At 62.3% G+C, this 13,486-nt stretch carries 10 protein-coding genes and 1 rRNA gene; 9 read left to right on the forward strand and 2 right to left on the reverse strand.

The genetic code is table 11. The features are described 5' to 3' along the window. Nucleotides 1-99 precede the first annotated feature (99 nt). Nucleotides 100-1,632: ribosomal RNA gene (locus B9Z31_RS06555) — 16S ribosomal RNA — on the reverse strand. Nucleotides 1,633-2,082: 450 nt separating this feature from the next. On the opposite strand from B9Z31_RS06555, the gene B9Z31_RS06560 reads away from it, so the two are divergent. From B9Z31_RS06560 to B9Z31_RS06590, 7 genes are all read left to right on the forward strand, one after another. Further along, on the forward strand, nucleotides 2,083-3,990 hold the full coding sequence (locus tag B9Z31_RS06560) for an ATP-binding cassette domain-containing protein (RefSeq protein ID WP_100118723.1): 1,908 nt from the start codon (nucleotides 2,083-2,085) through the stop codon (nucleotides 3,988-3,990). Nucleotides 3,991-4,053: 63 nt separating this feature from the next. Next, nucleotides 4,054-4,671: a LysE family translocator gene (locus B9Z31_RS06565; RefSeq protein WP_100118724.1), complete on the forward strand. Its 618-nt coding sequence runs from the start codon at nucleotides 4,054-4,056 to the stop codon at nucleotides 4,669-4,671. A 7-nt stretch (nucleotides 4,672-4,678) separates the two neighbouring features. Continuing rightward, nucleotides 4,679-5,596, forward strand: coding sequence for a DMT family transporter (locus B9Z31_RS06570; RefSeq protein WP_100118786.1), 918 nt, complete (start codon nucleotides 4,679-4,681; stop codon nucleotides 5,594-5,596). A 21-nt stretch (nucleotides 5,597-5,617) separates the two neighbouring features. After that, nucleotides 5,618-6,802: a PLP-dependent aminotransferase family protein gene (locus tag B9Z31_RS06575; protein ID WP_100118725.1), complete on the forward strand. Its 1,185-nt coding sequence runs from the start codon at nucleotides 5,618-5,620 to the stop codon at nucleotides 6,800-6,802. 22 nt (nucleotides 6,803-6,824) lie between these two features. Continuing rightward, nucleotides 6,825-7,760: a PhzF family phenazine biosynthesis protein gene (locus tag B9Z31_RS06580; protein WP_100118726.1), complete on the forward strand. Its 936-nt coding sequence runs from the start codon at nucleotides 6,825-6,827 to the stop codon at nucleotides 7,758-7,760. A gap of 49 nt (nucleotides 7,761-7,809) precedes the next feature. After that, entirely contained in the window at nucleotides 7,810-8,484 is a 675-nt protein-coding gene (locus tag B9Z31_RS06585) for a histidine phosphatase family protein (protein WP_100118727.1), read from the forward strand. A 111-nt stretch (nucleotides 8,485-8,595) separates the two neighbouring features. Next, nucleotides 8,596-9,759, forward strand: coding sequence for a hypothetical protein (locus tag B9Z31_RS06590; RefSeq protein ID WP_100118728.1), 1,164 nt, complete (start codon nucleotides 8,596-8,598; stop codon nucleotides 9,757-9,759). A 13-nt stretch (nucleotides 9,760-9,772) separates the two neighbouring features. On the opposite strand, the gene B9Z31_RS06595 is transcribed toward B9Z31_RS06590, so the two are convergent. Then, a complete protein-coding gene (locus tag B9Z31_RS06595; RefSeq protein ID WP_100118787.1) occupies nucleotides 9,773-10,612 on the reverse strand; it encodes a creatininase family protein in 840 nt (279 codons plus the stop codon). Between the two features lie 270 nt (nucleotides 10,613-10,882). On the opposite strand from B9Z31_RS06595, the gene B9Z31_RS06600 reads away from it, so the two are divergent. Continuing rightward, complete coding sequence (locus tag B9Z31_RS06600; RefSeq protein WP_100118788.1) at nucleotides 10,883-13,057, forward strand: protein-disulfide reductase DsbD; 2,175 nt, start codon at nucleotides 10,883-10,885, stop codon at nucleotides 13,055-13,057. Between the two features lie 196 nt (nucleotides 13,058-13,253). Continuing rightward, nucleotides 13,254-13,486 (forward strand): uroporphyrinogen decarboxylase family protein (locus B9Z31_RS06605; RefSeq protein ID WP_304441706.1); only part of this gene is annotated, 233 nt, incomplete at its 3' end.

The raw sequence follows: 13,486 nt of genomic DNA on the forward strand, positions 1-13,486 counted from the left end.
AAGCCGGTCACCAATGACTTGAGCTTACGCCTCAGCCATCAGCGACAACCTTCCAACAACCGATAAGTGTGAGCGTTCAATTTAGATTGCAGTTTCCAGAAAGGAGGTGATCCAGCCGCACCTTCCGATACGGCTACCTTGTTACGACTTCACCCCAGTCACGAACCCCGCCGTGGTAATCGCCCTCCTTGCGGTTAGGCTAACTACTTCTGGCGAGACCCGCTCCCATGGTGTGACGGGCGGTGTGTACAAGACCCGGGAACGTATTCACCGTGACATTCTGATCCACGATTACTAGCGATTCCGACTTCACGCAGTCGAGTTGCAGACTGCGATCCGGACTACGACTGGTTTTATGGGATTAGCTCCCCCTCGCGGGTTGGCAACCCTTTGTACCAGCCATTGTATGACGTGTGTAGCCCCACCTATAAGGGCCATGAGGACTTGACGTCATCCCCACCTTCCTCCGGTTTGTCACCGGCAGTCTCATTAGAGTGCCCAACTGAATGTAGCAACTAATGACAAGGGTTGCGCTCGTTGCGGGACTTAACCCAACATCTCACGACACGAGCTGACGACAGCCATGCAGCACCTGTGTTACGGCTCTCTTTCGAGCACGAAGCTATCTCTAGCGACTTCCGTACATGTCAAAGGTGGGTAAGGTTTTTCGCGTTGCATCGAATTAAACCACATCATCCACCGCTTGTGCGGGTCCCCGTCAATTCCTTTGAGTTTCAACCTTGCGGCCGTACTCCCCAGGCGGTCAACTTCACGCGTTAGCTTCGTTACTGAGTCAGTGAAGACCCAACAACCAGTTGACATCGTTTAGGGCGTGGACTACCAGGGTATCTAATCCTGTTTGCTCCCCACGCTTTCGTGCATGAGCGTCAGTACAGGTCCAGGGGATTGCCTTCGCCATCGGTGTTCCTCCGCATATCTACGCATTTCACTGCTACACGCGGAATTCCATCCCCCTCTACCGTACTCTAGCTATACAGTCACAAATGCAGTTCCCAGGTTGAGCCCGGGGATTTCACATCTGTCTTATATAACCGCCTGCGCACGCTTTACGCCCAGTAATTCCGATTAACGCTTGCACCCTACGTATTACCGCGGCTGCTGGCACGTAGTTAGCCGGTGCTTATTCTTACGGTACCGTCATGAGCTCCTAGTATTAATAGAAACCTTTTCGTTCCGTACAAAAGCAGTTTACAACCCGAGGGCCTTCATCCTGCACGCGGAATGGCTGGATCAGACTTGCGTCCATTGTCCAAAATTCCCCACTGCTGCCTCCCGTAGGAGTCTGGACCGTGTCTCAGTTCCAGTGTGGCTGGTCGTCCTCTCAGACCAGCTACAGATCGTTGGCTTGGTGAGCCTTTACCCCACCAACTACCTAATCTGATATCGGCCGCTCCAATCGCGCGAGGCTCTTGCGAGTCCCCCGCTTTCATCCTTAGATCGTATGCGGTATTAGCGTAACTTTCGCTACGTTATCCCCCACGACTGGGCACGTTCCGATATATTACTCACCCGTTCGCCACTCTCGAGGGGTTGCCCCCTCTACCGTTCGACTTGCATGTGTAAAGCATTCCGCCAGCGTTCAATCTGAGCCAGGATCAAACTCTATAGTTCGATCTTGATTTTTTTCGGTCTTTCGACCAACTCATAAATTGGAATCGACGTGGTCACCATCTCTGATTTCCACATCTTTTTTACTTCATGAGCGTTTGTTAGCTAATTAAAGCTAAGTTCCGAAGAACTTGGCAATCACCATCAAACGCCCACGCTTATCGGCTGTATATTTTTAAAGAACCCAGGCAACTCTCATCACCTTCTCTTGCCTCGCTGCGATCAGCGAAGCCTTGAATTATGACACAGTTTTTAGCGCTGCGTCAAGTTTTTGAAAATTTCTTAGATCACCAAGATCTTTTCATCAACCTACTTGCTGCCTTTGCTTGGCTTCTTTGAAAGCCTCACTTGTGAGCAGCGAAGCCCTCGATTATGGCACAACTTTTTCGCCACTGGCAAGTATTTTGATGTTGCCTGGAATATTTAGTGGGGCCCCGCCCGGATAATGGGACCATGGCTTTACTCACACTCTTGAACGCGTCCTTGGCTTTTGGCCACGTCGCACTCCTCGATCACGCTGACTTCTCTCTGGAGACGTCCGAGCGCATCGGCTTGATTGGTCGCAACGGCACGGGCAAGTCGTCTTTGCTCAAGATTCTTGCGGGCATGGAGCGCCCAGATGACGGCAACTTGCATCTGCAACAAGGCGTTCGCATTGCGTATGTCGCGCAAGAGCCGGTCTTGCTTGCAGAGCACACCATCTTTGAGTCCGTCCGTGAAGGCTTGGCTGAGGTGGTGCAATGGATCGACGATTACACGCACAGCCGGGGTGACCTTGATACGCTGCAAAGCCAAATTGAGTCACGCGACGGCTGGGGCTGGGAGCAGCGTCTTGACGAGACGCTTCAACGCTTACAGCTCGACCCGAACGCCATCGTGCAGTCGCTGTCTGGCGGCATGCGCAAGCGCGTGGCCTTGGCGCAGGCTTTGGTGACCCGCCCTGATGTTCTTTTGTTGGACGAACCCACCAACCACTTGGACCTGAACGCCATCACCTGGTTGGAAGACCTGCTGATTGACTTCAAGGGCAGCGTGATCGCCATCACGCACGACCGCGCTTTCTTGGACCGCATTGCGACCCGCATTGTTGAGCTGGACCGGGGCAAGCTGCGGCCCTATCCCGGCAACTACGCCGCCTACCAAGTGCAGAAAGAAGAACAACTCGCACAGGAAGCGGTGATTCAGGCCAAGGCCGACAAACTGCTGGCTCAGGAAGAGATTTGGATCCGAAAGGGCGTGGAAGCACGCCGCACGCGCAGCCAAAGCCGCATCACGCGGCTGCAAAACCTGCGGGGCGAGCGTGCGGCCCGCCGCGAAAAAGTGGGCAACGTGAGAATGGAAGTGGCCTCGGGCGTGCCGAGCGGCAAGCTGGTGGCGGAGTTGACCGATGTGAGCAAAAGCTTCACCCAGCCAGACGGCTCTGTGCGGACCATCATTCAGAAGTTCACCGGCACCTTGCTGCGGGGCGACAAGATCGGCCTGCTGGGCCCCAACGGTGCCGGCAAAACCACGCTGCTCAAACTGATTTTGGGTGAACTAGAGGCCGACAGCGGCGAAGTGCGTCGCGGCACCAAGATGGAAGTCGCCTACTTTGACCAGATGCGCGATGCGCTCGATCTGAATGCCACACTGGAAGACTTCATCAGCCCGGGCAGCGAATGGATCGAAATTGGCAACAAACGCCAGCACGTCAAAAGCTATTTGGGTGACTTCCTGTTCTCGCCTGCGCGGGCCACCTCGCCCGTGCGCTCGCTGTCGGGCGGTGAGCGCAACCGCCTCTTGCTGGCTCGCCTGTTTGCGCGCCCCGCCAACGTGCTGGTGCTGGACGAACCGACGAACGACCTGGACATCGAAACCTTGGAGTTGCTCGAAGAGCTGCTGCAGACCTACGAAGGCACCGTCTTTTTGGTCAGCCACGACCGCGCCTTCATGGACAACGTGGTGACCGGCATCATCGCCTGCGAAAGCGCCCCGGACCAGCCGGGTCTGTGGCGCGAATACGAAGGCTCGGTGCAGGACTGGCTGGTGCAGTCGCAGCGCAGCCAAGCCATTCGGGCCCAAGCCGCGCAGCGCGCTGGTTCGACACCAGCAGCTGCTGCAGCCCCCGCCACGACGGCTGCAGCACCCGCCGCTGCGGCCCGCAGCAAGCTCAGCTACAAAGAGCAACGCGAGTTGGCCGAGTTGCCCGCCAAGATCGAAGCCTTGGAAAAAGAGCAAGCCGAGGCCCGCGCGCAATTGGCGGACGGCAGCATTTACCAGCGCGACCCGGGTCTGGCACAAAAGCTGTTCAAGCGGGACACCGAAATCGACGAGCTGTTGCTGGCGGCCATGGAACGCTGGGAAATTCTGTCGGCCCGCTGATGGCCGGCGGCACAGTCCAAATGGCGACCTGATCGGTGGCCTTTTGGCTCTACATTCGAAGGCATGACCTCCTCAGAACTGAGCGCCCTGTTGGTGTTGGCCACCGTGAGCAGCTTCACGCCCGGGCCCAACACCACGCTGTCGACCGCCATGGCTGCCAACCATGGCCTGCGCCGTGCCATGCGCTTTGTGTGCGCGGTGCCCGTCGGCTGGGGCATTTTGTTCGCCCTGTGCGCCACGGGTTTGGGCGGCTTGGTGGTGGCCTTCCCCCCTTTGCGCTGGGGCATTGTGACGCTGGGCACGGGGTATTTGCTCTGGCTGGCCTCGCGTTTATGGCACAGCGGCAGCTTGCAGCAGGCCGACAGCGCCAAGCTGCAAGTCGGCTTTGTGCAGGGCGTGGGCCTGCAATTTCTCAACATCAAGGCCTGGATGCTGGCGCTCGCCATCGTGGCGGGTTGGGTGGCAGGCCGCGAAGATGCCACAGCGCGCACGCTGGTGTTGCTGCCCATCATGGTGGCCTATGGCTTTTTCAGCAACCTGACCTACGCGGTGGCGGGCTCGATGCTGCGGCACTGGCTGGCGCACGGCCGCCGCTTGCTGATGTTCAACCGCTGCATGTCGGCGGCGTTGGTGGCCACGGCTTTGTGGATTTTGAATGGCCTGCGCCCAAGCGCGGTTTGATGCGTTCATGAATACCCCCTCTCAACACCGCGAGAACCTGGGGCTTTGGCTGGGATTTTTGGGCGTGATCATTTTCGGGCTCACCTTGCCCATGACACGTCTGGCCACGGGCACGGTGGATGCACCGCAAATGTCGCCCTGGTTTGTCACTTGGGCACGCGCAGCCTTGGCCGGGGGCCTGTCGCTCGTTTACCTGTTGGCCGTGCGTGCACCGCTACCCACATCTTCCCAGCGCGGCCCTTTGCTGCTCTCGCTCTTGGGCAATGTGATCGGTTACCCCTTGCTGCTGGGCTGGGCGCTGCGCCACGTCACGGCCAGCCACGCCGCCGTGATCACGTCCTTGCTGCCACTGGCCACGGCAGCGGCGGCGGCCTGGCTCATGCACCAACGCGCACGCCTCGGGTTTTGGGTGTTTGCCGCTTTGGGCAGCGCCTTGGTGGTGGTCTACAGCCTGCTGCGCGCCTCTCAAATGGGGCACGGCTTTGGCCTGACCTGGGCCGACACCCTGCTCGTGGGCGCGGTGGTGGCCGCCTCGCTGGGTTATGTGGCCGGCGCCAAAGTCACCGCCAGCATGGGCGCAGAAAAGGTCATCAGCTGGGTTTGCGTGATGGCCCTGCCTGTGACTTTGCCCGGAGCCTGGCTGACTTGGCCCGAAGCCTCCATCGCGCCCACAGCGTGGATGGCCCTGCTCTATGTGGGCGTATTGTCCATGTGGGCAGGTTTCTTCGCCTGGTTTCGCGGCCTGTCGCTGGGCGGCCCGCTGCGGGTGAGCCAGTTGCAATTGCTGCAACCGTTCATCACCATCTTGGCCGCCGTCCCTTTGCTGGGAGAATCACTGGATGCGATGACGCTGGGATTTGCACTGTTGGTGGTGCTCACCGTCTTCATGGGGCGACGCATGGCCAACACCCCAAGCGCCCGATAAACACACCACACGGAGCACAACATGAACTGGAAATTGGCCCAACGCGCCGAGAAAATGAACCCCTCGGTGATCCGCGAGATCCTCAAGGTCACCGAAAAGCCCGGCATCATCAGTTTTGCGGGTGGCCTGCCCTCACCCCAGACGTTTCCCATCGACGCCATGCGCGAAGCCAGCGAGCGCGTGCTCAGGGATGACGGCAAAGCCGCTTTGCAATACGCCGCCAGCGAAGGCTATGCGCCGCTGCGCGAATGGGTGGCGCAAGACCTGCTCAAACAAGGCATGCAAGTCAGCCCCGACCAGGTGCTGATCACCACCGGCAGCCAGCAAGGCCTGGACCTGGTGGCCAAGATCTTGATCGACGCGGGCAGCCGCATCTTGGTCGAGACCCCCACCTACTTGGGCGCCTTGCAAGCCTTCACCCCCATGGAGCCTGTGGCCGTGGGCGTGGACAGCGACGACCATGGTGTGGATGCCGCCGACCTGCGCGCCAAAGTCGGCACCGGCGCCGACAAAGCCCGCTTTGTGTACCTGCTGCCCAACTTCCAAAACCCCACGGGCCGCACCATGACCGAAGAGCGCCGCGCCGCCGTGGCGCAGGTGGCCATCGAAACAGGCCTCCCAATCATCGAAGACAACCCCTACGGCGACCTGTGGTTTGACGCGCCGCCCGCGCCCTCCCTCAGTTCGCGCCATCCCGAAGGCAGCGTGTATTTGGGCTCGTTCTCCAAAATCCTGGCCCCCGGTTTGCGCCTGGGCTACTTGGTCGCGCCCACGGCGCTTTACCCCAAGCTCTTGCAAGCCAAGCAAGCGGCCGACCTGCACACGCCCAGCTTCAACCAGCGCGTGGTGGCGGAAGTGCTGAAGGACGGCTTCATCGAGCGCCATGTGCCCACCATCCGCGCTTTGTACAAACAGCAGTGCGAAGCCATGCTGGCCGCGCTCGACCGCGAAATGGCCGGCTTGGGGCTGAGCTGGAACCGCCCGGTGGGCGGCATGTTCTTGTGGGTGCAACTGCCTCAAGGCCTCAAGGCCATTCCCCTGCTGGCCAAGGCGGTTGAAAAAGGCGTGGCCTTTGTGCCGGGTTCGGCTTTCTACGCCGAAGGTGCGGACGAAAGCACCCTGCGCCTGTCCTTCGTGACCGCCACGGTGGACCAGATCAACACCGGCATGACGGCACTGGCGGCAGCCATTCGCGAATCGCTCTGACGCATCCCCTCAGGACAAGACCATGAAAACCCGCGCCTTCCAACAAGTCGACGTCTTCACCGATGCCGCCCTCTTGGGCAACCCCTTGGCCGTGGTGTTGGATGGCAAAGACCTGTCCGAGGCGCAAATGCAGGCTTTTGCGCGCTGGACGCAGCTGAGCGAAACCACCTTTGTGCTGCCGCCCACGCCCGAAGGGGTAGCAGGCGGCGCCGATTACCGGGTGCGCATCTTCACGCCCGGTGCCGAATTGCCGTTTGCGGGCCACCCCACACTGGGCACGGCCCACGCCTGGCTGAAGGCCGGCGGCCAAGCCCGGCAAAGCGGACAACTGGTGCAGGAATGCGGGGTGGGTCTGGTCACTTTGAAATCGGTCGATGGGCGCTGGGCTTTTGCCGCGCCGCCCTTGCAGCGCCAGGCTCCTGCGCCAGCCCTGCTGAACGAGGTGCTGGCCGCGCTGGGCCTGCACGCCGACGAGGTGCTGGCCGCGCAAGACCTGCACAACGGCCCGCACTGGCTGGGCCTTTTGATCGACTCGGTGGACAGCTTGCTCGCGCTGGAGCCCGACCACGCAGCGCTCAAGCGCCTGAACACCAAAGTGGGCGTGGCGGCGAAACGTGAGGCCAACCCCAACAGTTCGACGGGTGGCCTGATCCGCCGCGCCAACCGCGAGGCCCGCGCTTTCGCGCCGTCCAACCGCATGGCCAACGACCCCACTGAGCTGGAAGTGCGCGCCTTTGCCGCCCCGGTGGGCATCGCCGAAGACCCGGTCACCGGCAGCCTGAACGCGTCGCTCGCCCAATGGCTGATGGCAGAAGGCCACATGTCCACACGCTACAGCGCCCGCCAAGGCACCGTCCTCGGACGTGCGGGCCAAGTGTTCCTCTCCAAAGACGAAAGCGGCCAAGTCTGGGTGGGTGGCGAGGTGGTCGGCTGCATCCAGGGTTCTGTCACGCTCTGATCACCCCAGCGACAGCCGAAACCCCACAAGCTGCGCACAATCGCAGCCCATGGGAACCCTCTATCTGGTCCGCCACGGACAAGCCTCTTTCGGGGCCGATGACTACGATCAACTCAGCCCACTGGGCCGCCAGCAAGCCGTGCGCTTGGGTGAGTATTTGCGGCCCAAACTGCAGAGCAAGCCGCTCGAAGCGGTGCTCATGGGCAGCTTGAAGCGCCACCGCCAAACCTGGGAAGGCATTGCCGAGGGCGCGGGCCTGCCCCACACCCCCGCGGTGTGGCCGGGCCTGAACGAATACGACAGCCACGCGCTGATCGAATCCATCCACCCCGAGCCGCTGGCCAAACCAGACACGCCCGAGTTGTACCGCCACCACTTTCGACTGCTGCGCGACGGTTTGCAAGCTTGGATGGCCGGGCGCACCCAGCCACGCAACATGCCCAGCTATGCCGACTTTGTGGGCGGCATCGAAGCGGCGCTTGACCATGTGCGGCAAAACCACACGGGCGACGTGATGATCGTCTCCAGCGGCGGCCCCATCTCGACGGCCGTGGGCCGCGTGCTGGGCACCCCGCCCGAAACCACCATCGAGCTGAACCTGCGCATCCGCAACACGGCGCTGACCGAGTTTGTCTTCACCCCCAAGCGGCACATGCTGCTGACCTACAACACCCTGCCTCACCTGGACAGTGAGGCGCACCAAGACTGGGTCACTTTCGCCTGAACCGCAGGCCGGGCTCCTGATTTGGACGACCGGCCCCTGTCAGGGCAGCTTCATGGTGCACAGGTACATTCCCTAGGAAATACCCCTTCGGTTTGCAGGCAGAATCAAGCCATGAACAGTTCAACCGCCTGGTTGGCTCTCCAGTCCTTGGAGGGCGGTATCCAGCTCACCACCACGCAAGCCGCCGATGCTGACCGGTTGGCTCGCGATTTGGTGGCTTTGTTGGACAAATGGGCGCTTGCATCAGCCGTTCAGACCTTGACCCTTCCCTTGCAAGGGTCACAAGTGGCACTGATCTGCACGCTGCGGCCCGACTTCAGAGCGCGGTGCATGCCGGGCCACGACACCTTGGCCCTGCACGACAAACTGGGGCACACCCCTCAAACAGACGAAGCCTGGGCCTTGGAGCGTGAAATCTGGGTGGCCTTGCTCGGCTCCCCCCACCGCTTTCAGTTTGCCAGCCTCGGCTCGCTGACCTCGCACATCCGGGTGCGCCGCAACATGGCTTTGGACGCCCGAAAAACCGCTTTGGCGTTCAAAACCGAAGCGGCCGAGCGGCCGCAGGCCTTTTGGCAAGACGGCGGCGACAACGCGGGTTTCATTTTGCAACCCGGCCGCTGCTTGGTCGAGGCACTGACCGCGGCCACCCAACCCGATGCCACGGGCAAGTTGTACGACTTTTCTTGTTACCGGGCGACCGAGTACGTGATTTTGTTGGGCATCGCGCAAGAGCTCCAATCCGAAAACCCGGAACTCTTGGCCCAGTTGCAAAGCCTCAACCAAGTCCACGCAGTGCGTTCGGGCCAATTCCATGAGGTCTATTTGGTCGAGTACGGCAGCATGCAAGCGCCTTTGCCGGGGCGCTTTTATGTGCCGGGCGACCGCCTGTGGTTTCGCAACCCGGACGAACGCTCCTCCGATGTCACCGGCTACGAAGGCTCTTGGGTGCTCTACATGGGCGGCGGCTTGTTCAGCAACTTCTGGAAGCGCGACACGCCTTACACGCTCGAGTCCAAGGCCATCGAGATCTTTCACTGGAAAGACGGCGCTTACACCGACGCCCAAGGTGACTTGCACATGGACGAGACGGTGGTCGAGGCGCTGGTGGCGCAAACCGAAGCCAACCCAGCAGCCCGAAGCCAGGTGTTGGAGCGCATGCTGCGCATGCGCGACCCCAAAGGCGTTTATGCCGAAGGCGGCTGCATCGACACCACCCGCGAATACCCCAAAAGCGTGAGCCGCGGGCACTGCGAGTTGGTGCTGCCCCGCTTCTGAAGACCCGCCGTTTTCAGGCCACCGAATCCGTCAGGGTGTTTGGCGGCAAACGGTCCACTTCAACCAACAACTGCGCCAGCGCCCGGCCCGAGGCACCCAGCAAAGCCCGGCCTTTCTCGGCGGTGGCGGCCAAGGCATTGCCTGCCGCGCCGTGGCGGTTGTAGTCCTGCATTTGCCAGCCCAGCTTGGCGCTTTGGCCATTGCCCAATATGTCAAACCGCTCGGCGCGGTCTTGCGAGGTGGAGCGGAAGTTTTGCGCCAAGTCCATGCGCACGCGCTCGGGGCGCAGCGCCAGCATCATCGAGGTCTCGGTGTCGCCCGCGTGCACGCCAAAGCGGTGTTCTTCAGGGGGGAACAGCGCGTTCACGTCGCCGCCTTGCGCGTCGCGCAGCGGTAAATTGAACCAGCTCACGCTGTACACCAGCATGCCGAGCCGGGCCCGCAAATCCCGCGCCACGATGTCCATCACGCTCACTTGTCCGCCGTGGGCGTTGAGCAGCACCAGCTTCTTCACGCCACTGGCCGCCACCGACTCGCCGATGTCGGTCCACAATCGGATCACGGTCTCGGCCTTGAGCGTCAGGGTGCCCGCAAAACGGGCATGCTCAGGGCTCAGGCCCACCGTTTGGGTGGGCAAAAACAATGCAGGCAAGTCGGCGGGCAAGTGCGGCAGGCAAGCGGCCACCACGCCGTTGACCAAATCGGTGTCGACCGAGAGCGGCAGATGCGGTCCGTGCTGCTCGGTCGCTGCCACGGGCAAGATGGCGATGGCCCGATCGATGGCACGGCCTGGCGCCAAGGCCTGAAAATCGAGGGTGGTCCAGTCGGCCCAAAAACGCGAAGGGTTTTGCATGTTCGGCATCTTAATGGAGCCGGGGCGTGTACAGTGCCTTTCGCACCGTGCTGCAGAGCTTCCCGCCTGGGGTGTGGGGGGCCAGAAATAAGGATTGGCGTGAAAGTTTCCGTGTTCTCGCGTGGCTGGGCCACTGTTCAAAGCTGGGGCTTGGCCCTCGGATTGGGGCTTGGCCTGTGTGCCCTTGGGGTGACGCCCCTGAGCGGCCAAGCGCAAACCGCTTCACTGTTGTCGACCCCATCCACCCCGGCCAGCACCCCAGCCAAGACCTTGGGCACGGCCGCCTTGCTCGGCAGCGCCCCTCATGTGGTGAACACCGAGCAGGTGCGGACCGAATTGCTGGTGCACGCCCCCGAGGGCATTCGCGCTGGACAAACGTTTTGGTTGGGTCTGCACATCGAGCACCAGCCGCACTGGCACACCTATTGGCAAAACCCCGGCGACTCGGGTCTGCCCACCCGGCTGCAGTGGCAGCTGCCGGCGGGCTTGCAAGCGGGTGACATCGCTTGGCCACTGCCCAAAAAAATCCCCATCGGCAGCTTGGCCAACTATGGTTACGAAGGCCGTGTGCTGCTGACCGTGCCCGTGACGGTCGGAGCCGACTTCCGCTTTCCCGACAGTGGGCCATTGGCCTTGGGCGTGCAGGCCGAATGGCTGGTGTGCCGCCAGGAATGCATCCCGCAAGAAGGCCGTTTGGGCTTGAAGCTGACCACTGCGGGCCCGCAAAAAACGCACACCGCGCTCTTTGAAGCCGCACAAAAACTCAGCCCCCAGGCCCTGCCTCAGCAGCAACAAGGCGGCAACTGGATCACGGGTGGCCAAGCCACCTTGTCCGCGGACGGGCAGCAGATCAGCCTGCGCGTGCACGGCCTGCCTGCCGTCTGGCGTGGCCAGACTTTGAGCGCTTTCCCGGTCACCCCCAATGTGGTGCACAACGCGGCCGTGCAGGGCAAAGACGGGACACAAAACTGGCAAGGCGCCGTCTGGAGCGCCCAGATTCCGGTGTCTGAAGAACGTGGCGACAGCCCCAAATCGATGCGCTGGGTGATCGCGGTCGGGCCGGAGTCTGCGCCCCAAGCCCCGGCTTGGGAGATCGAAACCCCTGTGCAAGGCACTTGGCCCGCGCTGGCCCAAGCAGCACCCGCCGAGATTTCGCCCGCCTTGGCCAAAGCGCTGGCCGACAACGCCAGAGCTGCCCAGAAGCCAGCGGCTGCCAACACCACCGCTCTGGGCCTGACGCTGGCCGTTTTGGGGGCCTTGGTCGGCGGGTTCTTGCTCAACCTCATGCCCTGCGTGTTCCCGGTCTTGGCCATCAAAGTGATCGGTTTTGCGCAGGCCGACACCGCGCCGACGCAACACCGCGCCGCCGGCCTGGCCTACACCGTGGGGGTGGTGCTGTCCTTCATGCTGCTGGGCGGCCTGATGCTGGGCCTGCGGGCTGCGGGCGAGCAATTGGGCTGGGGCTTTCAATTGCAGTCGCCGCCTGTGGTGGCGGGCTTGGCGCTCTTGTTCACCCTGCTGGGCCTGAACTTGGCGGGCGTTTTCGAGTTTGGGCAAATGGTGCCGAGCAGCCTGGCCACGCTGCAAAGCCGCCACCCCACGGTGAACGCCGGTTTGTCGGGCGTGTTGGCCGTGGCCGTGGCCTCGCCCTGCACCGCGCCCTTTATGGGGGCCTCTTTGGGCCTGGCGATCGCGCTGCCCGTGTGGCAAGCGCTGCTGGTGTTTGCCGCCATGGGCGTGGGCATGGCTTTGCCGTATTGGGCGGCCAGTTGGTGGCCGGGCATCGCCCGCGCCCTGCCGCGTCCCGGGGCATGGATGCAAACCTTCCGCCAAGCCATGGCGTTTCCGATGTTTGCCACCGTCATTTGGTTGCTGTGGGTCTTGGGTCAACAAACCGGCATCGACGGGGCGAGCAGCCTGCTGGCCTTGCTGCTCACGGTGGCTGGGCTGGTGTGGGCGCTGGGGCTGAGAGGCCGCACGCGCTGGGTATTGAGCGGCCTGGCGCTGGCCGCCTTGCTGTGGCTGGGCAGCAGTTGGTGGCCCCTGTTTTGGCGTGAAGCGCCTGCTGAGCCGCTGGCCAGCGCCAGCGCCCACGCTTCTGTTTGGCAGCCTTGGTCGGAAGCGGCCGTACAAACCCAGTTGGCGGCAGGTCGCCCGGTGTTTGTGGACTTCACGGCCGCCTGGTGCGTGACTTGCCAGTACAACAAAAAAACCACGCTGGCCGATGCCCGCGTGCTGACCGACTTTGCAGCGCGGCAAGTGGTGCTGATGCGGGCCGACTGGACACGCCGCGACCCGGGCATCACCCAGGGGCTCACGGCACTGGGCCGCAGCGGCGTGCCGGTCTATGCGCTGTACGCCCCCGGCCGCGCGCCCGTGCTCTTGTCGGAGTTGCCCAGCGTGGCCGAAGTCCAAACCGCCTTGCAGGGACTTGCGGCCCCTTGAGCCGCCCATGCCTGTGCAAGGTGGGGCGAGCCCCTGCGCACGCATGCCTGCTGAGGCCTTGGCCGCATTCGGCCGCGGGGGCGGCCTCCCACAAAAACCCCAAAAACCAAATCCCCTGTGGGAGCGAGCCCCTGCTCGCGAATGGCTCTGAAGGAGACGCCGAAAAACTCCGGCTAGGGCCTGCCACAATAAGGGCATGAGCGCCTTTGCCCCCCTCCAAAACGACACCTTCCTGCGCGCTTGCCTGCGCCAGGCCACCGACCACACCCCCGTCTGGCTCATGCGCCAAGCTGGCCGGTATTTGCCCGAGTACTGCGCCACCCGCGCCAAAGCCGGCAGCTTCATGGGCCTGGCCACCAACGTCGACTACGCCACCGAGGTGACTCTGCAGCCGCTGGACCGTTACCCGCTCGACGCTGCCATCTTGTT

The sequence above is a fragment of the Limnohabitans sp. G3-2 genome, assembly GCF_002778275.1.
GTDB lineage: Bacteria > Pseudomonadota > Gammaproteobacteria > Burkholderiales > Burkholderiaceae_C > Limnohabitans_A.

What these genes read in the sequence shown, in the direction of transcription:
- B9Z31_RS06560 (WP_100118723.1), top strand. Translation starts at nt 2,083, where the DNA reads ATGGCTTTACTCACACTCTTGAACGCGTCCTTGGCTTTTGGCCACGTC.
- B9Z31_RS06565 (WP_100118724.1), top strand. Translation starts at nt 4,054, where the DNA reads ATGACCTCCTCAGAACTGAGCGCCCTGTTGGTGTTGGCCACCGTGAGC.
- B9Z31_RS06570 (WP_100118786.1), top strand. Translation starts at nt 4,679, where the DNA reads ATGAATACCCCCTCTCAACACCGCGAGAACCTGGGGCTTTGGCTGGGA.
- B9Z31_RS06575 (WP_100118725.1), top strand. Translation starts at nt 5,618, where the DNA reads ATGAACTGGAAATTGGCCCAACGCGCCGAGAAAATGAACCCCTCGGTG.
- B9Z31_RS06580 (WP_100118726.1), top strand. Translation starts at nt 6,825, where the DNA reads ATGAAAACCCGCGCCTTCCAACAAGTCGACGTCTTCACCGATGCCGCC.
- B9Z31_RS06585 (WP_100118727.1), top strand. Translation starts at nt 7,810, where the DNA reads ATGGGAACCCTCTATCTGGTCCGCCACGGACAAGCCTCTTTCGGGGCC.
- B9Z31_RS06590 (WP_100118728.1), top strand. Translation starts at nt 8,596, where the DNA reads ATGAACAGTTCAACCGCCTGGTTGGCTCTCCAGTCCTTGGAGGGCGGT.
- B9Z31_RS06595 (WP_100118787.1), bottom strand. Translation starts at nt 10,612, where the DNA reads ATGCAAAACCCTTCGCGTTTTTGGGCCGACTGGACCACCCTCGATTTT.